We start from the raw sequence: 22,531 nt of genomic DNA, 5'->3' as shown, positions 1-22,531 counted from the left end.
TTTAGTTTTTATTCCATTGGATAACCTAACATATAAATACCAGAAATTACAGGAATGTATTTACATCATTTTGGTGGAAAAAGCTTTCTTGAAATTCCTCTCGATCACCATACTATAGGGAAAAGTATAGCGATTTTAATTTTCAGTCTTTCAACACGACGTTGTCAGGCCTGTAATGAATGATCTTGAACAACTCCTCGGCCATGTAGGCGGGGCTGTGCTTGAAATCCTGTCTGATCCACTCCAAGATCATGCCGAATATCGCGTGAGACTGGTAGCTTGCCAGCAATTCAGGGTTAATGTGCTGCGGGAAGATGTGATTCAGATCCTGTAAGGAGAGATCCCGAAGAACATCACAGATCATGCGCTGAAAGTTGGAAGAAGCCTCTGATTTCACAACCAGCGTGTAGAATTGTGCGTGCTGGTGCACATGCTCAAATATGGTGATGGCCGAAGAAGGCATCAGACCAACCTCGAACTCTTTCATACCCTGATAGGGTTTGCGAAAAGAAGTCACCAGATCCTGTATCACATCATCGATGATTTCGTTGAAAAGGTCTTCCTTGTACTGGTAATGTCTGTAGAAAGTACCCCGGTTCAGATCAGCTCTCTGTACAATATCCGTAATGGATATTTCCTTAAAGGCATGTTTTTGCATCAAATGGATGAGTGCATCCTTCAGTGCAGCTTTTGATTTCTTGATTCTTCGATCCATGGAATTCGGAATTTCAGACATCTATTTTTCTCCTCGCTATATATGTTTAACTAAAGAATATTTACAATTTGGCCACTTCGATGACAGAACAACCTTCCGATCGCTGTTATCCCCAGATTTTTTGATTCCTTTTATAAATGGTAAATACGGGGATAAAGGCGGCATATGCTTCCGAAGAAGCTTTCTTTCAGAAAGCTTTTAGCTTCGCTTCTTCAGGTTATTTCTGTCCTCTCCGTTCCGTGTAAATGTTATATAGTTCACTTTAATAGTTAAAGTACATTCAGGCTTATAAGTGTTGTTTAACGTACAACTGGACAAGCTTTTACTGATTGAAGTGAAACGCTATGACTTATTATACTAAGGATAGGAGTTAATGAACATTTGTTTGTTAACTTATTGTAAACGAATACACAAAGGAGGATACATGAGATGAAACTTCAAGATAAAGTAGCTGTGGTTACAGGCGCAGGTTCAGGTATGGGGAAAGCAATCGCCACGTTGTATGCACAAGAGGGTGCGAAAGTGGTTGTATCCGATATCAACGAAGAATCCGCACAGACGGTTGTTAATGAGATCAAAGCCCAAGGTGGAGAAGCCATCGTGGTTCTGGCCAATGTGGCCAAAGAGGAAGATGTGCAAAACCTGATTGATACAACGGTCAGCACGTACGGAACCGTAGACATCCTGGTGAACAATGCTGGGATTATGGACGGCATGGAGCCGGCTGCTGAGGTAACGGATGAGAAGTGGGAGCGACTCTTTGCAGTTAATACCACAAGTGTAATGCGTACAACGCGCAAAGTGCTGCCGATCTTCCTGGAGAAGCAAAACGGCGTCATCGTTAACGTTGCTTCGGCTGGCGGATTGCATGGTGGCCGTGCGGGAGCGGCATATACGGCGTCCAAACATGCTGTAGTCGGACTTACCAAAAATACAGGGTTTATGTATGCAGGGCAGGGCATTCGCTGCAACGCCATCGCTCCGGGTGGGGTAGCAACGAATATCAGTTCCTCCATGGCAGGGATCAGCCAATTCGGTGCGTCCAGACAGCAGCTGGGCATGGCGATTAACCCGCGCATAGGGACAAGCGAAGAGATTGCCAAGGTAGCCCTGTTCCTCGGATCGGACGAGTCCAGCTTCGTGAACGGAACTGTGATCGAGGCCGATTCAGGCTGGAACTCTTATTAATCAGTGAACGGAATGAAATAGGAATTACGGTATGTAAACAGGAAGCCGCATGTGTGCGGCTTCTTTTTTTCTGCCAGAGACCTCTAATTGCAGCATCTTGGTCCATGTAGGACAAACGTTTGCATTGATACATCGAGCTTCAAAAATGGTTTAAACGGATGCCGGCTTAGACTTCGAAAAGAGAGAAGATTCGCGCACAATCAGACGATGCGGAATAATGACCGGATTTTGAGGCAGTGCTTCCCTGTTCAAAATTTTGAGCAGAACCTGAACTGCAGTATAACCGAGCTGGTAGGTTCCAATATCAATAGAGCTTAGCGGTGGAGAAGCCAGTTCAGATAAGGCGATGTTGTTAAAGCTAACGACGCTGATGTCTTCCGGCACACGGTAACCAAGTTCGGCAAGAGCTCTCAGCACCCCGAAGGCAACATTGTCATCAATGACAACGATCGCAGTAGGTCTGTCCGGCAAGGCCATGAACAGCGACATGGCCCGAAATCCGCTCTCCTGTAGAAACTCGCCTTCCACAATCCAGTCGTTATTCGCGTGCAGGCCCGCTTCAGCAAGCGCTTTTTCGTACCCTCGCATGCGATCATGCGATAACGTAATATCGGGTGGGCCGCTGACAAATCCGATTCGGGTATGCCCCTGGGCGATTAAATGCTGGGTCGCATCATAAGCGGTCTGCACATTATCGTTATCAACCATGGGTGCGTTCGGATGAGCCTCGCTGCGCCCGATCAGCACGAAAGGAAACTTTTCCTCTTCCAAAAAGGAGATGATCGGATCGTCCCGTTTGGAGCCGAGCAGCAGAATGCCATCCACTCTTCGTCCATGAACCAGGCGTGAAATCGCGTGCAATTCGTTGTCTGAAGACGTTTCGGTGGTCAGCAGCAATTCATAATTCATGCGGGTGGCGTGCGTAATGATTCCCCGCAGCAGTTCTCCAAAAAAGTAATTCTGAAACAACTCTTCTGCAGGGCGTGGAAGCATGATGCCAAGGGTTTGAGTCGTTTTGGACACCAGGCTCTTGGCCATGATATTGGGATGATAATTCAGCTCTTTCATGATTTGCTTCACTTTGAGAGACGTCTCGGTGCTAATTCTGGGATGGTTGGAGATCACCCGTGAAACTGTAGAAGGGGAGACACCCGCCAATTTGGCAATATCTTTGATAGTAATCATGTAAAAAATCCCTTCTGATCAATCATTTCAACATTCTCCTATGGTAATCCAACAGATTCGATAAATCAATTGCAAACTGCAGCATACGGGATGCATCGGAAGTAAAAATAAGGAAGAAAGAGTCAGAACAAGGAAACAGGAAGTTACTGGATCTAGAACAAGAAAAATGGGTGAAATTGAGCCAATATGGCTTGTGCAAACGTTTGTGCAAAGAAAGTCTCATATTGTATGATGTGATTGTTGTTATAGCGCTTACATAAGTGGTTTTGGCTTACATCCGAGAGTATTTCCCCCTGAATACATAACTTTGAAGTAGACTTGTCGTCCATCTGAGCAAACGTTTGTACCAAAGCGAATATGGATTGCAAAACCTGTCATCACATGCAGACCCAAGGGAGAAAAGCGCAAGATTTTGAACCAAACAGAGGGAAGGGGACATTTTACATGAGAAAATGGCAAGGGGCAACATTGTCCGTTATGATGGCCTTTACACTGGCCGCGTGCTCTGCTGGAGGCGGAAGCACCTCTCCGACGACGGGGACGGGGGGCGAGAATGCAGAGGAGGTTGTACAGCTGACAGCTGAGAACCTCCAGCCAGAAGAAGGCGCTACCCTGGTTATCTGGGAAGACAAGAACCAACAGAGTTTTGTGGAAGAGAGAGCCAAGAAGTTTGAAGAAAAGTATGGGGTAACCGTCAAAATGGAGGAGCTGCCTCCAACAGATCAGGTAACCAAACTGACTACGGATGGCCCGGCAGGCCTGGCAGCGGATGTTGTTGTGTTCCCGCATGACAAAATTGGAAGCGCTTCAGAGGCTGGTCTCATTTTGCCGAATGATATTTTTGAAGCGGAGACAGTAGCGAACACCAGCGAAAATGCACTGAAGGCCGTAACGTTTAAGGACATCTTATACGGATATCCGTACAGCGTGGAAACGTACGCCCTCTTTTATAACAAGGCGCTTTATCCTGAAGCGCCGAAGAACTTTGAAGAGATTGTCAGCTTCGCCAAAACCTTTAATGACGTGAAGTCCAACCAATATGCCCTGATGTGGGAATTGCAGCAGTTCTATTACAATTATGCGTTCCTGGCTTCACAGGGTGGTTATATTTTCGGGGATAACGGAATGAATAGCGAAGATCTCGGTCTGAACAATGAAGGAGCTCAGAAGGGTGGAGAGTTCTTACAGACGCTGAAGTCGGAAGTGCTGCCGCTCAAGATGGGTGACGTGAATTATGATATCAAAAAAGGACTGTTCTCCAGTGGAAAGCTGGCAATGGACATCAACGGTCCTTGGACCATTGCCGATTATCGCAATGCGGGCATTGACTTTGGCGTTGCACCACTCCCTGCGATCGATGGCAAACCGATGACTTCGTTCTCCGGAGTCAAAGCCTATTATGTGAATGCATTTACCCAATACCCGAATGCGGCCAAACTCTTTGCAGCCTTCCTCTCCAACGAAGAAGCCCAGATGGCCAACTTTGAAATGAACGGTACACTTCCAGCCAACACCAACGTGGCAGCCGATCCGAAGGTACAGGAGGATCCGATCAACAAGGCCTTCCTTGAGCAATTCAACAATTCGACGCCAATGCCTTCGCTTCCCGCAATGGACAGCGTCTGGGGCCCGATCACATCAGCTGTTACCGATATATGGGATGGCGGCAAGGATGTGAAGGCATCGCTGGATAACGCAGTGAAGCAGATCCAGGAAAGTCTGGCAACGGTTCAATAAACGGATGAAGCACCAGGTTTGGAGAAGGTGGGGAGGAGAGAGCGAATGAAACAACAGCATGTCCCGGTGTCTGTTAGGCCCAATAGGGAAAAACAGTACCGGATGACAGCGGCCATATGTTCGATCATACTGCAAGGTCTTGGACAATTGTACAATCGGCAATGGATCAAGGGGATTTGTCTACTGTTACTGGAGGGGGCAGGGCTTGCGTACCTGCTTCCCCGCCTGTCACAGGCCGTATGGGGAATATGGACACTGGGGGAAAATACGCAGCGCTTTGTCAAAGTGAATGGGTCCACGGTGCTTCAACGGGGCGACCATTCGATCTTTTTATTGTTAGATGGAATTATCGTACTACTGGTGTTTTTTGTGTTTATTCTGATTTATATCCTGAATATCCGTGATGCGTATTACACAGGACTCGCGAGGGAGGAAGGGAAGAAAACACTGGGAGCGGCAGCTTCGCTCAGAAACATGATGGACAAAAATTTCCCTTATCTGTTTTTGTCCATTCCGGCTTTGGGGGTTCTTTTCTTCACGATCATGCCGATCCTGTTTACGATCACCCTCGCGTTTACCAACTATTCGGCACCGGATCATATTCCGCCAGCCAAACTTGTGGATTGGGTTGGTTTTAAGACATTCAGTGATCTGATTCAGCTCAAATCATGGAGTCATACCTTTTTTGGTGTATTAACGTGGACAGTGATATGGGCGATTTTGGCCACGGTAACTACTTATTTTGGCGGAGTGCTTGTGGCGCTGCTGATCGAGCAGCGAGGCATCCGGTTCAAAAAGCTGTGGCGGACGATCTTCATTCTCCCTTATGCCATACCACAGATCATTTCCTTGCTGCTCATGCGGAACCTGTTCAATGGCCAATTCGGTCCAATCAATACGTATATGAGAGCTTTTGGTCTGGAGGGGCTGCCCTGGTTGACCGATCCGTTCTGGGCCAAGGTTACCGTTATCGTGGTTAACATGTGGATCGGTATTCCGGTCAGCATGGTGCTGATCCTTGGCGTCTTGACGGCAATTCCGCGTGATCTGTACGAGGCCGCTGAAGTGGACGGAGCATCCGCATTCCAGAAATTCCGGATCATCACGATGCCATTCATTCTTTTTGCAACAACTCCGGTGCTGATTATGCAGTTTGCAGGAAACTTCAACAACTTCAATGTTATCTTCCTGCTGACCAACGGGAATCCTCTGCGCGGCGACTACCAGTATGCAGGGGCAACAGACCTGCTGGTGACCTGGCTTTACAAGCTCACGCTGGACAACAACAAATTCAATATGGCTTCAGCCGTAGGCATCATCATCTTCATCATTATTGCGTCGTTTTCCATCTGGAATTTCCGCCGCTCCAAATCGTTTAAGGAGGAGGACATGATTCAATGAAGAAACGCAATAACCCGATGCGCCTAACTCTCAGTTATGTGTTGTTGATTATCATCGCCGTTGTCTCCATTTATCCGGTGTTGTGGATCTTTCTCTCTTCTCTGCGACCGGGGGCGGCGCTGTACAGCGAGCGCTTATGGCCGGAAGCTTTCACTCTGTCCCATTATGGCGAATTGTTCAATAATCCATCGTTCATGTATGGCAGGTGGTATCTGAACACGCTCAAAATCGCCTTTTTCACCATGATCTTCTCAACCCTTATGGTAACACTCGGCATGTATGCACTCTCCCGTTTCCGGTTTCGGGGACGGCAAACAATTCTCTCCACCATGCTGATTCTCGGCATGTTTCCAAGCTTTATGAGCATGATCGCGATCTATATCATTTTGCTGCAGATCAAATTGCTCGACACCCATGCCGCGCTGATCCTTGTATATTCTTCGGGGGCAGTACTGGGCGGATTTATCGTAAAAGGGTTCTTCGATACGATTCCGCGCAGTCTGGATGAAGCAGCACGCATTGATGGCGCAAGTCATTTGCGGGTATTTACCAGCATCATTTTGCCACTATCCAAACCGATGCTGACCTATGTGGCGCTTACCAGCTTTACTGGCGCGTGGATGGATTTTATCTTCGCCCGGCTTGTTTTGCGGACGAAGGAAAACTGGACGCTTGCGGTAGGCATGTGGGACCTGGTTAACCGGTACCAGGACAGTAACTTTACGATGTTTGCTGCAGGGGCCGTACTGATTGCAATTCCAATTACATTGCTCTTTGTATTCTTGCAGCGTTTCCTTGTTCAAGGACTCACTACCGGTGCATCCAAAGGATAATGTCGTGCCATTAACAGCATAGTCAGCCGCCATAATAACGGTCACTCATTCAGGCACTTCCGTGATGTCATGTCTCTCGTCGACTGGCATTGCAGCGGAAGTGCCTGATTTTGCATTGATTCTATTCCACTGAGTTAAAGTGTTTCGTGGCTTATGGGTACATTGATTATGGTTAGCCTGTGTGGGCTGTAAGCCCCTCCAATATTGCCCCTGCTGCACTAACTGTCCGTGTAACTCATTCTGATCGACGATCCGGACTTATCGTTATACAGCAAAACCCGGAGCACGTGGCTCCGGGCTTGATTAATGGCTATGAAATAACTTATTGCCAGTTCACGGTTACTGTGGCTGTTCCACTGGTTGGTGTGGTAAAGGTGTGATTGGAACCACCTTCCCATGTAATGGTGGCGCCGTTCTTCTTGAAGAATTTGAACTCCAGCTGTTTACCCGCTGGCACGCTTACATCATAATACCATGTCGGGTAGGCATGAATGACCTGATTGAAGGCTGGCCCAATAGCTGCTGCACCTGTGGTCCAGTTCCCCAGTTCTCCCACATTTCCTGTCAGGTAGATATTCTCACCCAGAGCAGTGGTGGCATTGTTAATCACGAAACGTACGGACACCTGATCACCGCTAAGAATGGTGAAATCGTTGTAGGCATTGCTGTTTACACCATTTGCAGCCACTTTGACTGCGTAATCACCCGCTGCTACAGCAGGAATGGTGACTTTGATTTGAGTATCTTCCCAGGATGTGATGGCCGAGCCTGTAACAGCTGTTGTACCGAAGTAAACGGTGCCTTTGGTGGAACCAAATCCGCGTCCATCAATGGTAACCACATTACCTGGTTTACCCATTACAGGACCCACATGTCCAATGCTCGGTGTTGTTTCGCTGGAGGTATACTCCCAGACTGCCGTAGCTCCTGCCGCCAGCGTGAAGGAAGAGACACTGCCTCCGCTGGAAGTGATGTTGCTGCCATTAAGTGCGCCGCCCAGTACATCGTTATAAGTACCTGTTGGAAGCGAAGTACTCAGGTTCGTGATGTTCGCTGAAGTTGTGAGATTGCGGTTGACGGCAACGACGGCTACACTGCTGCCAAATTTGCGCTCATAGATATATACGTCGTTGTTGATCCAGCGCTGCTGAGTGGAACCGTAGGCAATGGCTGGATTGGTTTTGCGCAGGGGTGCGAGCTTGCTGATCACATTGAAAGCGGTAGTCGATTTGGAGAAGGAAGGCATTTTGCCCCGGTTGTCAGGGTCTCCATTCCCTGTCAGATACTGCTCGGTACCATAATAGATGGCAGGCACACCGCGTGAGGTCAATGTGAAGGCAAGAGCCTGTTCCAGACGGCGGTTGTTTACTGCACTTGTTTTGAAACGATCCATATCATGGTTATCGATAAATGTGACCTGGTCATTGACCTGGTTGTAGTCAGCTGCCGTAGCGGTAATCATGGAATCCAGCGCGTACATGTTGGACGTGTTGTCACGGAACACGTTGCGGACGGCCGAGTTGAAACGGAAGTCGAGCAGGCTCATGCCGGATTCGTTGGCAAATTCCGTGTTATCCGCATCCGGTGCAGCCGATCCCAGGAACCACTCACCGAAGGTAAACACCGGTTGGTGCGCATAAATGGATGACATCCAGTTTTTTTGCCAGCCCTGAGGCATGTGCTTCACTGCATCGACCCGGATGCCGTCCACACCCATATCAAGCCACAGCTTGATTGCGTCTTTGAAGTATGTATCGATCGTGCTGTTATTGTGATTCAGATCGGCCAGATCGTAGAGGTTTTTGTAGATGCCATTCTCAAGCGTGGAGAAATCAGAGCCGCCATTATGGTGGAAATAGCCGTTCGTATCATTGGTGTACCCGCCAACCAGGTTGCCGTTATCGTACAGCTTGCCATTCTCGGCAAATGAAGTATCGGTTTCCATGGCAGGGGAAGTATGGTTTGGTGCAAAATCAATAATGATTTTGATGCCTTTTGCATGAGCGGTCGTAATCAGATTTTGAAAATCGGTCATGGTCCCGAAATACGGATTGGTCTTTTTGAAATCCCTTGCCCAATAGCCGTGATAGGCTGTGTTCGTTACGCCGCTGTAGTTGATGGTAGCGAAGATGTTTTCCACAGGTTGGGAGATCCACAGGGCCGTGACGCCCAAATCGCTGAAATAGTTGTCATTGATTTTGTTGATCAATCCCTGCCAGTCGCCTCCGCAATACAGCTTCAGGTTGCTGCAGGTGGCATCATAGGCGGCTCCGGTAGGGTTATTGGAGGGGTCACCATCCAGGAAGCGGTCGGTGAAAACTTGATAAATAACATCGGTACTGAAATTCTGCTTGTTGGTGACAGCGGTATCCGGATCGGCATAGATCGCGGAAGCTGGTAGGAAAGGCAATGCGCTGCCGGCAAGCAGGCTGAGGGTTAGCGTGGTACTGAGGAGAACGCGTTTGGCCATTTGAAACATGGTAATCCACCCTTCGTGAATGTAGTAGTTTTCAATAAAACAACTAATCTGGCTCTGAATAATAGCGCTTTCAATTATAAAAAAATGATATTCAGTGAGTTGTAGACTTCCCTCCTTTGACACGCCAACAACCCCGGTACCTCCTTCGGGAGTTACCGGGGTTGTCCTAAACCACTGGGGTTTAAAAGCATGGCCCTCGAGTTATGATCACAAGGTTATCGTAAGAAATATTGGATCTTATGTCAATAACTTTTTTAGGAGCATTTTTTTTCTAGTTTCCTGTGGACTATCTATTATGAAAGCGGTCTGAACGTGCTCAGCGTCCAGCCCGCTTTTTTGGTGGAAAGGGAGGAGATGCAGTGACGCATCGACAAAATTGATACGCTGGTTAGCCAATGGCGGTTGCGTGATGTACACATAACCTACATTAATGCTTCATGGTGTTGTCTTTGAGGAAGAAGCTCTGTCAGGCCTCCGCAGGCTGTTTCACATCGAGCTGCAAGAGGGAGAAGCTGTATGCTTCCAGCTCCAGGGACAGTTTGTTCTGCTTGGCTGCTATAGAATTGGATGTAAACAAGTCGCGCCAGACGCTCTGATTGGTCAGAGGCAAGTCAATGCTGGATGACTCTTCGCCGGCGTTCAGTACAATGAGGAAACGCTCGCCTGTACCCGAATCCACTCGTTCCAGTGCAATGCACGGATCTCCGGCTTCGGCATGAAGAATCTTCAGTTCGGTGCTTCGTAGTGCAGGGTGTTTTTTCCGCAGGGCGATCGTCTGGGTGAAGAAGTCCAATAGCTCACGGTTCTGTTTGCTTTCATCCCATTCCATACACTTGCGACAGCCCGGATCATACCCACCATCCAGCCCGACTTCATCCCCGTAATAGATGCAAGGTGCGCCAGGATACGTGAGCAGCAGCATAACGGCAAGCTTCATCTTGCGTACATCCCCGTCACACAAGGTCAGCAGTCTTGGCGTATCATGGCTGCCCAGCAGATTGAAGGCAGCTTCGGTCACTGGCCGGGAATAGGCTGCGAGCAGTTTACCGATCTCATTGGCGAAGCCCAGTCCGTCGAGTTTGCCATGAACGACATAGTCCAGAACCGAATTGGTGAACGGATAATTCATTACCGCATCAAACTGGTCCCCCTGAAGCCACATGATGGAATCATGCCAGATCTCGCCGAGCAGGTAGGCGTCAGGTTTAATGGATTTTACCGTCTGACGGAATTCACGCCAGAACTGATGATCCACTTCATTCGCTACATCCAGTCGCCATCCGTCGATATCCATCTCCTCAATCCAGTAACGTGCCACTTCCAGCAGATAAGCCTTAACCTCGGGAAGCTCCGTGTTCAGCTTCGGCATGAGCGGTTCAAATGCAAAGGTGTCGTAGGTGGGTATGCCATCCTCGATGCGCGGCGGCCAATCCCTCACGTAGAACCAGTCAGCATAAGGGGAAGCTGCTCCGTTTGCGAGTACGTCAGCAAAAGGAGGAAACTCTCTTCCGGAATGATTGAATACCGCATCCAGAACAACACGTATGCCGCGCTGATGACACGCATCCACCAGTTCTTTCAGTTGTTCATTCGTTCCGAAATGTGGGTCAACTTTCATATAGTCGGCTGTATTGTACTTATGATTCGTGGTGGCCTCGAACAGAGGACAGAAATAGATGGCATTTACGCCAAGCTGGCTCAGGTGATCCAGATGATCAAGGACACCCTGCAGGTCGCCGCCGAAGAAATTCACTGGCGTTGGTTCTCCTCCCCAGGGCTCGGCGTTTTTCGGACTGATGGATGGGTCGCCAATCGCATAGCGCTCGGGAAAGATCTGATAAAACACAGCATCCTTGACCCAGGCAGGCGGTTCGAAAATGTCGACCGGGTTCATAAACGGAAAATCAAAAAATTCCAGTGGATGATCGGGCAGGGCGTTCTCGAATCCCCGTTCCGTCATCCAGACAGTGTTCTCTCCCTCGATCAGCTGGAAGCCGTAACGGAGTCTTCGGTAAGGAGGTTGGGTTTCGACTTCCCAATAATCGAATAGTTCATCCCGGGCGAAGATACGCATGGGCGTATGGGTGACGGTCTGCTCCCACGCATACTTATCCCCGGTGATGGCAATCACCGCATCCAGATCACCGCGTTTGGAACGAAGACGCAGGTGCATCGTGGAGCGGTCGTAGGCATAGGACCAGTTCATTTTGGGACGGTGGTAAATGGCTTCAAGAATCATGTTGAATCACTCCTTGTCAGATGAAATTCAGATGACATGCGGCCATAAAAACGCAAAAAAGGCACAACCTCCATTGTTCACGAGGTTGTACCTTTCGGCAGCATAGCCTTTTGATTATACGGCTATTATACGAATTATCCCGGAAAAAGAAAACACTTTTTTTTCCTGAATTCTCAATTTATTTAAAATTGAAAAAGAGGTGTTTTTTTATGTTCATGTCCGGGTGATTTCGTCTAGGGATAATATTTGTTGCTATTTTACAGATCGTAGCCGAGTGCTTTCGCATAAGCTTTGATTTCTTTGTTGTACTGCTCAATGCCTTTGATGCCTGTTGCAATTTTGGCATTACCTTGCTTAAGAACCGCGCTGTTTACTTTCGTTTTGGAAACGGATTTTTTGAACAACAGGTATCCTTCAAGCTGAGCGTAGCTTCCTTTAACCAGTTTGGCATGAATTTTTTTCAGTTCTGCGTTTTCCGGTTTGATCTGTTTCAGCATGGATACATACTTGGTGTAGTTGGGAACCGCAGTATTGTTCAATTTCAGGAAGATGGACTTGCGATTGGAAGATGTCACATACGTGCTGCCACCAATGGCATCCAGAGCTTTCTTCTCATAAACTGTCGTCTCCACGAGGGCATCCATGTAATCCAGGAAATCTTGCTCGTCAGCCGAAAGTACAGGCTCTTCTTCCGTTGTGTCAACTTCCGAGTAACCTTCTTCCGAATATGTAGTGGTAGAGTCTTCCGCCGCAGCTGCATAGGAACCTGCAGGAGCGAATACCCCGCCCAGCAAAACAAAACTCATAATGATTGATAAAACCCAAGATCTCTTCTTCATGTTCCATGTCCCCTATCTATAGATGTGATTTTATTCCAATGGATAATCTAACATAGACCTACAAGATATTACAGGAATTGATTTACAGAATCATGGATATCTTCTTTGTTTCCTGAATTTGAATCCTAAGACTGACCTTAAAGATATTAAAAATAGGTATAAAGGAATATCCATGTGTTCAAATATGAACTCTCAGCCGAAGAAGAGCAGTGGTCATACCATCCCAAGAGGAGAATCACTGGTGTGGATTGTTCATATATTCTCACCAAAATATGCATGAAATTGCCGTACATAGGATCGGTCAGATGGTATAATCGGATGGAGTGTTAATGTCTCGCCGCACATATTCCGAAAAGGTTATCGGTGCGGATCTTTATTCTTTTGTAACCGTAATCACAAATCACGCAGAAAGTGAGAATAGCGATGAACCAGAAAAAGCTTTTTAATGATGGATGGCAATTTGCGAAAAGTAAACTGGATGTTACGGAAGCTGGGGGGCTGGCTTTTGAACCTGTGGAACTTCCCCATGATTGGCTGATCTACAATACACTCGACCTGTACGAGGACAGCATTGGATGGTATCGCAAAACATTCCCGTATACGAAGGATGAGCAGCAGCTTCTGCTTTGTTTTGACGGCGTTTACATGGACTCTTCCGTATATGTGAACGGCCAACTGGTAGGAGAATGGAAGTACGGATATTCCGCGTTTGAACATGAAATCACGAATGCATTAGTGGAAGGCGATAATGAGATAGTCGTGAAAGTGGTTCACCAAAGTCCCAACAGCAGGTGGTATTCTGGGGCCGGGATCTATCGTAATGTATGGCTCAAAACGAGAGACCGTAATCACATCGTGACCGATGGCATCTATGTCTCGATTAAGCAGCAGCCATCGGGCTGGCAGGTTGAATTGGATACGGAGCTGAACCTTGATCAGAACGCACAGCTTGTGCATACGATCCGGTATGAGGGTCAGGTCATTGCTTCCAACAAAGCGGAGGTTACGGCAGCTGCTGGAGATGAGAATGCAGTAACGGACAGTCAACAGCTCGTGGTGGAGAACCCGAAACTGTGGAGCACGGATGAACCGAACCTGTATGAACTGGTAACAGAGCTGCAATTGACGGATTCGGACCAAAACGTGCAGACCATCGAGTCGGTATCCCAACGTATCGGCTTCAGGGACATCAAGCTGGATGCGAATGAAGGGTTCCACCTGAACGGGGTCAAAATGAAAATGAATGGTGTGTGTGAACACCATGATCTGGGCGCGCTCGGTGCGGCTTTTAACCTGACGGCACTTCGCAGAAGATTCAATCTGCTGCGGGAGATGGGCGTTAACGCCATCCGGACTGCGCACAATATGCCTGCCAAGGAGTTCATGGAGCTCGCGGATGAGATGGGCATGCTGATCGTTTCGGAAGCCTTCGATATGTGGGAAAGATCCAAGACCCCTTATGATTATGCGAGATTTTTCCCTGAATGGGCACACACCGACGTGAAGAGCTGGGTGAAGCGGGACCGCAACCATCCAAGTCTGGTCATGTGGAGTATCGGAAATGAAATCTATGATACCCACGCAGATGAGCGGGGACAGGAAGTCACCCGGATGCTGATGGATTATGTACTGGAATTCGATCCAAAAGGCAATGCAGGCGTAACCATCGGTTCGAACTATATGCCTTGGGAAAATGCGCAAAAGTGCGCTGATATCGTGAAGCTGGCTGGCTATAACTACGCGGAAAAGTATTACGATAAGCACCACGAAGAGCATCCGGACTGGATCATCTATGGCAGTGAGACTTCTTCGGTTGTACAGAGTCGGGGGATCTACCACTTCCCGTTTGAACAATCCATCCTGGCAGATGATGACGAGCAGTGCTCCGCACTGGGGAACAGTACGACAAGCTGGGGCGCGAAGTCGGCAGAATACTGTATTTTGGCTGAGCGGGATCGACCGTATTCACTGGGGCAATTCCTGTGGACCGGGTTCGACTATATCGGAGAGCCGACGCCATATCATACGAAGAATTCCTATTTTGGACAGCTGGATACCGCAACGTTCCCGAAAGATTCCTACTATATCTACCAAGCGGCCTGGACCGATTACAAAAAGAGTCCAATGGTGCATCTGTTCCCTTACTGGGATTTCAGCCCTGGTCAGCTGATCGATGTACGCGTGTGCAGTAATGCGCCGAAGATTGAATTGCAGCTGAACGGCAAGACAATCGGAACGTATGATATTGATCATGCGAACGGTACCCAACTGGTCGGCTGGTGGAAAGTGCCGTATGAAGAGGGTGAACTTAAAGCGATCGCTTATGATGAAAACGGCAGCGTGATTGCAACCGATGTGCAAAGATCCTATACGGATGCGAAGAAGGTTCGTCTGCAGGCCGATAAGGGTCAACTGCAAGCGAACGGTACCGATCTTATTTTCGTGGAGATCCAAGTGGAAGATGAAGCTGGCAATCTTGTGCAAAATGCAAACAACCGTGTACACGTCAATGTGACAGGTGCTGGGCGTCTGCTCGGTCTGGATAACGGGGACAGTACGGATTACGATCCATACAAAGGGCTCAGCAGAAGATTGTTCAGCGGCAAGCTGATGGCGATTATCGGGGCAACAACCGAACCGGGAACGATCCGGATTGAGGTGACCTCCGAAGGATTGGAAAGTGCAGTGGGTGAGTTCGAAGCGAAGGCAGTGGATGGCGAAGTAGGGAGTACGTCCGCATCCGTTGCAATTCAGGGACAAACCGCGTTGACGAAGAACGAGGAACGTCCGGTGCTCACTGGACGCGCGCAGGAGATTCCTTTGCGGAAAATCGAGATTATTAGCAAAGCGGGGCAGGCATTCGATCCGTCGACCCAGGAAATGGTGGTTACCGCCAAACTGTATCCTGAGAACACCTCCTACCGTGACATTGAGTGGGCCGTTGTGAACGATGCCGGCATTGAGTCCAACATTGCCAAGGTCGAAGCAAATGGTCTGGAAGCACGCGTGTCAGCGCTGGGCGATGGCGAATTCCGTCTTCGGGCAACGAGCAGTAATGGTACGGATAAAACAAAGCTGATCTCGCAGCTTGAGTTCAAAGCAGCGGGTCTGGGAACAGCCTATAAAGATCCGTACGGCTTCATTACTGGCGGACTTTACGATTACACCAAAGGTGATGTCGGTAACGGTAATGAACGCGGTGTAGCGACAAGTCGCGATGGCGAAACGCATGTCGGGTTCCGCAATATCGACTTCGGGCCGTACGGCTCTGATACGATTACGATTCCGATCTTTGCATTGTCCAGTGAGGAGTACTTCATTCAGATCTGGGAAGGGATGCCGGATGAAGAGGGAAGCACAATGCTTGCAGATGTGGTGTATGACAAAGAATCCAGATGGAATGTATATCAGGAGGAAACGTACCAACTGTCCAAGCGACTCAGCGGGATTACGTCGATCTGCTTTGTAACAAAGCAGAAGATTCATATCAAAGGCTTCTCGTTCGAGCGTCAGAGTCGTGCGTTCGAGCAGAACACAGCGGCATCATGCGATCATCTCTACGGCGACACGTTTACAATCCAAGAAGACTATGTCGAGGGTATCGGAAATAACGTATCGCTGGAGTTTGAAAATATGGACTTTACAGCAGAAGGTACCTCGAAGCTCGTTATCTATGGCCGTTCACCGATTGATATAAACACGATCCATATTCGCTTCGCAGGTGAAGGAGGACAGAGCAACCAGTTGGTTGAGTTCACGCAGTCCGAGGGATATGAGGAGCGGGTGTTTGAGCTTGAGCAGGTATCAGGCGAGCAGAAGGTGACCTTTATCTTCCTGCCTGGAAGTCAGTTTGACTTTGGCTGGTTCCGGTTTGAGAAGTAAGTGATATTAAAGGAGTAGGCTTTAAAGTAAGAATGAAATAAAGTTAGAATATATCCCCTTCAAGGTGGTGCAGGGTTCATGTTCAAGTGAACCTGTACCTCACGCGTGAAGGGGATTTTGGTATGTAAGATATTCGAGAGATTAATGTTTAGCGGAATTGTTCTGCACGTATGGAGAGGTCCATGTCATGACCTATTCTGCTGTAGATATACACCTTGACATCAGTGTCCTGTAAAGCAAGGAGATTGACGGTTTTCTCACTATTTTTGCTGATCGTGGTCTCCATAGGCTCACTGTAATCGTCAACATACAGGTTCATATACATGGGGTGGTCACTATGATTTTCGATGATGATGTCTGCAAGTGTTCCATTGTCTGCAACCATCGTGAAGCTTCCGGTGTATGCTGAACGGCCTTCATGATGAGTCTGAAGAATGAGAAGAGCATTCGGATCTGACTTCATGGGAGCTTCTGCAGCGTTGACGATCTTAGGTAGCGGTTCAGCGGGTACAAAACGTTCTGCATCAAGAGTATTTGTAGGCAGCAGCAGGACAGATAGGGCCATCCCTGCACTTATCATTTTTTTAAACCACATTAAAGTAATCCTCCTGGAAATTCGTGAAATCTCAATTTCACGTTGCTATTTAACACTTTTAATCGTTAACATCCTTTTTTGCACATCCCATTTCACATCCAACCCCAAGGCCTCAAATACTTCAAAGGGCACGGTCTTCGCACCCGAATAATTGCTTATCGGTTCTGGTAGTGAGATGGATTGAGCTGCAGAGGATGTCGCAGATTTCACGATTGCCTTCGTCTCGTTTGGACGGATTGTGAGGGTATGATCCTCATATTTTAACGTATAACCTTCAATTAAACCGTTCGCCATGTGAACTTCAAATGTTGCATCAATTGCTGCAGCTATGGCTTTGACGGGAACTTGGACGGTATTTGAGGTCTGGACAGCTGAATACATGGACTGGAACAATTCATCGTTAATATACACATCGGTGCCGAGCTTGGCCTGAACGGGTTTGTAAACCATGCCTCCAGATGACGTTGCAGGTGCCCCAGCCTCCTGATACTTGTCACCTCCCCAACCCCAGACAGTTCCATCAGCGGAAAGCGCAAGGCTATGATAATACCCTGCCGAAACATCAGTGATACCGGACAAATGATTTACTTTGCCTTCTTTACCTGTCACGGTTCGCCCGTAGCTATACACGTCTCCAGAAGTAGTTAACAAGAGTGTATAGTATGAATTTCCGTCCAGCTTCTTTACGTTGAGGTCGTGATGGAAAGTAAGTGGTTTGCCTTTTTCGTCCAGGCCCCAGACTTTCCCGTTCTGATCCAGTGCAAGCAGGGACGTATCTGACCTAGTGATTGAGGAAATGTTGGACAGACCCTTTAACTTGGTTGGTTTGGACGGGGATTTGCCAGGTTGGTTTGATTCGTCCCATGTCCATACGGAGCCATCCTTCTTCAAGGCATATCCTTGTTGGCCAGTTGATCCTACCTGGATGATATCTTTTAATCCGCTTATTGCCTGTGGACGGTGAACAACTTCAGAGTTGATTGCTTGAGCCCCTGGGCGCTGCCATGACATGACCGTACCGTTCTGGAGAAGGGCGATGTTGAAAGAACCGGCCACCACATCCTTCGCAGAGGTGATGCCTTCGACTTTGTAGGGGAGTTTACCAGCACCCCATTCCCAGACGGTTCCATCCGCCTGAACGGCTGCATTATTGCCACTGCCGGAGACTGAGATGTTCGTAACATGCTCAAGCCCCGGAATACGAATCGGACTGGACGTATGGCGGTAGCGAATTTCTTCACTGACACCAAGCTCTCCGAACATATTGCGACCCCAAGCCCATACGGAACCGTCACTTCGCAGTGCGATTGTATAATAATAAGCACCTTCCACAGCGGTATAGTGAAGTTTGTTTTCTGTGGCTGTTGGTGTGGTAAGGACAGTAGATGTACGGCCGAATGGCACCGAATTTGTTGCTGCATATGATATGGAGCCGTGGCCCAGCCCGGTCAATAGGATTGTGGTTAAACAAGTAGAAGCGACCGCCAGGCGCCAATCTACGAGCAGGTTTACTTTTTACACGGGAATCAAGCGTTAAGGGGAATTGTTCTTGTACCACTTTATGATCAGATGGCTTCAGCCAGCGCATGAGATTCGCCTCTTTTTCGTGTGGGATTTGGGGTCAACCACATTTCTATCTTTGTAAACGTTCAGGGGAGTGAAGTAGTTACAAAGAAATGATAAAATTCCTATATATTGAAAACAAGAATGACACTATGATATTTGAATGGCTGAATATTTCTGTGAAAATAAGGAGGCGAACCATGAATTTTAATGAAGATGTACTATGGAATCAACTGCAGGATGTGAGGCAATTTACGCTGCACGTGTGTGACTCTATGGATGAAGCACAGGTTCATGACGTACCGAAGGGATTCAATAACTCCATCCTGTGGAATGTGGGACACATCATTCTGGACCAGGATATGTGGTTTCATTATCTCATTGCTGACGAGTCGGAAGTTCCCCCTGACTATGCAAAGTTCTTCGGTTACGGGACAAGCCCGGCAACATGGGATACTGCACCCCCAACCTGGACGGAATTGATGGAGCGCTTAAGGGTGCAGCCGGACCAATTGAAGAGCAAATTTGCGGGTCGTTTGGAAGAGCCTTTGCTGCGAGAAAGCGAACTTGGCATGAGTACGATCGGTGAAGTGATTCCGCGTACACTCTACCATGAGTGGTACCACCTGGGGTACATTCAGTCCATTCGTAGATGTCTGAGTGTATCTCCCGCAGGTTGATGGCTACATATATTAAAATTGTAGATAGGAAAATCCTGTGGAGCATGTATCAAATTTTTATATGCATTTGAAAAGCCTTGGAATAGACAACAAGAAAGAGTTAACTCATGGTGATCATGAATTAACTCTTTTTCAGTTCCAGTGTATATGGAGAGTGAGTGCTTTCCGGAGGTGCTGATTCATCAGACACTTCAACTGCAAAGTACAGTATGAAGGGGAGAATGAATACAATAAGGCCTATGATTATAGCTATGATGATACTTCTTTTGTTCAAGTGGACAGGCTCCTTTCTGGAAATGAGGTTTTGGCTTTTTTTTGGATTATAATATATATTAACCAGTTTAAAAGTTTGGAGGGTTTTAATTGATAAGAAGGTATGGGAAATTTCAAGAAGGTTGGTTGAAAAATGAATAAAGATTTCCTTTATACCAAGCCATATGTTTCTGGGATTATAGATGATACTGTAGTGGAGTTGGAGTCTTGGTTTCTAGATGATTCAAGAGATAGGATGGAACAGGAATTAAGAAGCATTTCTCTAAGTGAACTAATTATTAAGTTGATTAATATATTTAAAGTCGGCGAACCGAATTATCAAGTTCTCTTAAGCTTATTAGGTAGGAAAATGGATAAGGAAGTTCAAGAAAATAAAAATGTCTATAGTTTAAGAGAGATTTTGCGTTCTGACGAAGACATAAAAAGGATTGAGATAGAGATTGATAATGAGAGCCTAAATATTAAACAAGTGAGGATTTATGTTGATATAATCTCCTTTGTTGCATTTGAAAAGGAGGAAATAATAACAAACGTCGATGTTCGCACTGAAAAAACAAGCGATACTCTCTCCTTGTTTATCCAAGGTAAGACAATCACTCTAGTTGGAGTGTAATTATAGCTGGAATTTGAAAAATTCTGACACTGTGCATGAATTAACCAATAGAAAGATAAAATTAATCATATAAAGTACGTGCAAATATTTATGATGTAAAAACACTCTATCCAGATATGTATCTTTAGGAAGGGAGGGAGAACTTTGGATAGTAAGATGACAGATGTAGAGATATTAAATCGAGTAATAAAAGGAGAGGTAGTGCATTGTCCTCTTTGTGGAGAAATATTAGCTTATCAAACAGTAGAGCAGGGACTACCTCCGGCAGTGATCTGCCCCAATGGTGACTATCGTCTGAAAATAAATATTACTAGTGGAAGTCTGCTAGATAGACTAGGATTAACCGGTAAGGGAACATAGTATTGGTGGGCGATCGTAGAGGGGTGCTTAGAACAGAAGATACTTACAATAAAGAAGAAATGGAGAGGGGAACTTGTCATTTATATTAATTGAAAGAGAAGATAAGCCTGTTCGATTGCGTGGAAACCGAGTGATCCCGTCAACAATAACGGTTCATAACAAGGATGGTCTCATTTTAGGAGACTATGTGGGCTTCAGAAGTGGACTTCAAGTTAAACTGATTAACAATGGAGGGGTGATTCAGGCTGCACCTGAGGCTAAATATGCGTACAAACTTGGAAATTTGATCCCTGCTACATTGAGTGAGGAAGTAGTTCATTGTCCTGCCTCCGAGTTGTTTGTGAGGGAGGAGGAGTTGCCTACAGTGCGAGAGTATTCTTTTTCTGTCATACATACGGAAGATATGAACCAAACGTACGACGAGATAACAACATCGATGTGGATACCAGGGAATATTTACGTGGGACAAGAACAGGAGTTGTTATCTTGGATAAAAATATCAACTCAAGAGATGGTGGTCATTGGCATGATAATATCAGGTGAAGACCGTGATGGGGCTGTCGCCTTTGTTCCCACAATGGATTCGTCTAAGATCATTTCAATTCGAGGAATTCAAGGTGTGCACTAATGCGAAAATTACATTCTATAGAATGTTGCTCGACTACCGTATAACCTTAGAGAAAATGAATCCCTCGTTTGATTCCAATACCCCTTCCGACTTGTTAAAATTTAGGTATATATACTACGGTCAAGTTGGCGGTGAAGAGGAATGCAGCGAATTGAGGTTCATCCCGATGTATTAGATGAAAAGGCGAGGTTCGTTCAGCAAAAGAAACAGGAACTCGAGCGGATGGTCTGGGAACTTGAAAAGTCGATCTATCTCTTACAATCCGATTGGTCTGGCGTAACAGGAGAACGATTTTTTTGGGACTTCATGCAAGTAAAAGAAGTTTTCCCTACGACATTGGGTCTCTTGGATAAAATACAGAATGAGTTTACCTTTGTAGCCAAAAATTTCAGGACGACAGATGGTTCAGGCGAGGTTGCGCTCTATATTCCCGAGGAGCTTAAACCAACCTTTGCTAAGGGGCTTGCGGATGGTTCAGTTGGAGAAACGGTAAACGGAATGGGGCAGACGGCCGAGGCGCTCTTTTATGATCCGTTCGGCACGGTGGCTAGTGTTGCCTATGCGATGACTCTTGGCAAAGTTGTCGATGCAGGGCGAGGCATTAAGTTTGCTTGGGATGCATATTGGGGAACGGGAACGGCAAGATCTGATGTCGAGCAATTTGTAGAAGAGCAGAAAAAACAGGTCGATCAGGATGGACTGGGTTATTACAGCGGATCGATGGCAGGTCAGGTATTGGCCTATGCTTTCTTTGGCAAAGCGTTTAGGACTGTTGAGAACAAGCATAGCGATCTGGGAGGATCGGGTGGAAGTAAGCCGGAGGCAGGAAAGGGAACTGGGGGGGCAGGCAGTTACAGTAGGAATAACCTAATAGAACCTTCTCTACCACTAGGGGGAATCCCTAAAGGAAATTATGCTAATGTTGAAGGTGGACGAGGAAATGTTAGGCAAAATGAATCTGCTAATTTACTCGCAGAACAGGGTTATGATATAGAAATGTTAGATGAAGTTGTTGGCGGGAATGGTTATGGTATCAAAAAAGGAAAAAATCCAGATTTTATAATTGAAGGAAGAGTTTTTGATTGTTATTCACCTGATACTGATACTCCAATTGATAGTATTTGTGCGAAAATAAAAAACAAAACGAAAAATCAGGCGCAAAGAATTGTGCTGAACCTGGATGATTACCCTTCGGAGAAAATAGATGAACTCCTGGAAACTATTTTGAGGCAGACAAATCCACAAGCAAACTTAAAGCACTTGGATGAGCTAACTATGATTAAGGATGGGAAAATCACAAAAGTTTTTGGGAGGTAGTAGA

17 protein-coding genes are annotated in these 22,531 nt (G+C 46.9%); 10 read left to right on the top strand and 7 right to left on the bottom strand.

What is annotated here, in order from left to right:
* Window positions 1–142: 142 nt before the first annotated feature.
* A complete protein-coding gene (locus AB3N00_RS13425) occupies window positions 143–736 on the bottom strand; it encodes a TetR/AcrR family transcriptional regulator (RefSeq protein ID WP_413034964.1) in 594 nt (197 codons plus the stop codon).
* 408 nt (window positions 737–1,144) lie between these two features.
* Here AB3N00_RS13425 and AB3N00_RS13420 point away from each other — a divergent pair, with 408 nt between their 5' ends.
* Complete coding sequence (locus tag AB3N00_RS13420) at window positions 1,145–1,903, top strand: SDR family oxidoreductase (RefSeq protein ID WP_413034963.1); 759 nt, start codon at window positions 1,145–1,147, stop codon at window positions 1,901–1,903.
* A gap of 150 nt (window positions 1,904–2,053) precedes the next feature.
* Here the strand turns inward: AB3N00_RS13420 and AB3N00_RS13415 are convergent, their stop codons facing one another.
* Complete coding sequence (locus AB3N00_RS13415; protein WP_413034962.1) at window positions 2,054–3,088, bottom strand: LacI family DNA-binding transcriptional regulator; 1,035 nt, start codon at window positions 3,086–3,088, stop codon at window positions 2,054–2,056.
* Window positions 3,089–3,532: 444 nt separating this feature from the next.
* Between AB3N00_RS13415 and AB3N00_RS13410 the strand changes: the two genes are divergently transcribed.
* Genes AB3N00_RS13410 through AB3N00_RS13400 form a run of 3 tightly spaced genes read left to right on the top strand, consistent with a single transcriptional unit; the run spans window position 3,533 to window position 7,059 of the window.
* Complete coding sequence (locus AB3N00_RS13410) at window positions 3,533–4,825, top strand: extracellular solute-binding protein (protein WP_413034961.1); 1,293 nt, start codon at window positions 3,533–3,535, stop codon at window positions 4,823–4,825.
* A 45-nt stretch (window positions 4,826–4,870) separates the two neighbouring features.
* Window positions 4,871–6,226, top strand: a complete 1,356-nt coding sequence (locus AB3N00_RS13405) for an ABC transporter permease subunit (RefSeq protein ID WP_413034960.1) — start codon at window positions 4,871–4,873, stop codon at window positions 6,224–6,226.
* Complete coding sequence (locus tag AB3N00_RS13400; RefSeq protein ID WP_413034959.1) at window positions 6,223–7,059, top strand: sugar ABC transporter permease; 837 nt, start codon at window positions 6,223–6,225, stop codon at window positions 7,057–7,059. The genes AB3N00_RS13405 and AB3N00_RS13400 overlap by 4 nt, the downstream gene beginning before the upstream one ends.
* Window positions 7,060–7,381: 322 nt before the next feature.
* Here the strand turns inward: AB3N00_RS13400 and AB3N00_RS13395 are convergent, their stop codons facing one another.
* The 3 genes from AB3N00_RS13395 to AB3N00_RS13385 form a co-directional block, all read right to left on the bottom strand.
* Complete coding sequence (locus AB3N00_RS13395) at window positions 7,382–9,529, bottom strand: alpha-amylase family glycosyl hydrolase (RefSeq protein ID WP_413035275.1); 2,148 nt, start codon at window positions 9,527–9,529, stop codon at window positions 7,382–7,384.
* A gap of 475 nt (window positions 9,530–10,004) precedes the next feature.
* On the bottom strand, window positions 10,005–11,777 hold the full coding sequence (locus AB3N00_RS13390; protein ID WP_413034958.1) for an alpha-glycosidase: 1,773 nt from the start codon (window positions 11,775–11,777) through the stop codon (window positions 10,005–10,007).
* Between the two features lie 257 nt (window positions 11,778–12,034).
* Window positions 12,035–12,616: a hypothetical protein gene (locus AB3N00_RS13385; RefSeq protein WP_413034957.1), complete on the bottom strand. Its 582-nt coding sequence runs from the start codon at window positions 12,614–12,616 to the stop codon at window positions 12,035–12,037.
* A gap of 423 nt (window positions 12,617–13,039) precedes the next feature.
* Here AB3N00_RS13385 and AB3N00_RS13380 point away from each other — a divergent pair, with 423 nt between their 5' ends.
* Window positions 13,040–16,498, top strand: a complete 3,459-nt coding sequence (locus tag AB3N00_RS13380) for a glycoside hydrolase family 2 TIM barrel-domain containing protein (RefSeq protein WP_413034956.1) — start codon at window positions 13,040–13,042, stop codon at window positions 16,496–16,498.
* A gap of 148 nt (window positions 16,499–16,646) precedes the next feature.
* Here AB3N00_RS13380 and AB3N00_RS13375 read toward each other — a convergent pair whose 3' ends face one another.
* Window positions 16,647–17,093, bottom strand: coding sequence for a hypothetical protein (locus tag AB3N00_RS13375; RefSeq protein ID WP_413034955.1), 447 nt, complete (start codon window positions 17,091–17,093; stop codon window positions 16,647–16,649).
* 45 nt (window positions 17,094–17,138) lie between these two features.
* Window positions 17,139–18,545: a stalk domain-containing protein gene (locus tag AB3N00_RS13370; protein ID WP_413034954.1), complete on the bottom strand. Its 1,407-nt coding sequence runs from the start codon at window positions 18,543–18,545 to the stop codon at window positions 17,139–17,141.
* Window positions 18,546–18,856: 311 nt separating this feature from the next.
* On the opposite strand from AB3N00_RS13370, the gene AB3N00_RS13365 reads away from it, so the two are divergent.
* From AB3N00_RS13365 to AB3N00_RS13345, 5 genes are all read left to right on the top strand, one after another.
* A complete protein-coding gene (locus AB3N00_RS13365; protein WP_413034953.1) occupies window positions 18,857–19,336 on the top strand; it encodes a DinB family protein in 480 nt (159 codons plus the stop codon).
* Between the two features lie 406 nt (window positions 19,337–19,742).
* Window positions 19,743–20,222: a hypothetical protein gene (locus AB3N00_RS13360; RefSeq protein WP_413034952.1), complete on the top strand. Its 480-nt coding sequence runs from the start codon at window positions 19,743–19,745 to the stop codon at window positions 20,220–20,222.
* A gap of 144 nt (window positions 20,223–20,366) precedes the next feature.
* Window positions 20,367–20,582 carry a hypothetical protein gene (locus AB3N00_RS13355; RefSeq protein WP_413034951.1) on the top strand — a complete coding sequence of 72 codons (216 nt, stop codon included), beginning with the start codon at window positions 20,367–20,369 and terminating at the stop codon, window positions 20,580–20,582.
* Between the two features lie 73 nt (window positions 20,583–20,655).
* A complete protein-coding gene (locus AB3N00_RS13350) occupies window positions 20,656–21,210 on the top strand; it encodes a hypothetical protein (protein WP_413034950.1) in 555 nt (184 codons plus the stop codon).
* A gap of 141 nt (window positions 21,211–21,351) precedes the next feature.
* Window positions 21,352–22,527, top strand: a complete 1,176-nt coding sequence (locus AB3N00_RS13345; RefSeq protein ID WP_413034949.1) for a WXG100 family type VII secretion target — start codon at window positions 21,352–21,354, stop codon at window positions 22,525–22,527.
* Window positions 22,528–22,531: the final 4 nt, after the last annotated feature.

Origin of the sequence: Paenibacillus xylanilyticus (assembly GCF_047246825.1) — a bacterium.
In the GTDB taxonomy this organism is placed as follows: domain Bacteria; phylum Bacillota; class Bacilli; order Paenibacillales; family Paenibacillaceae; genus Paenibacillus; species Paenibacillus xylanilyticus_B.
Note: the sequence above shows the minus strand (reverse complement) of the source record. Positions and strands in the feature narration are given on the sequence as shown.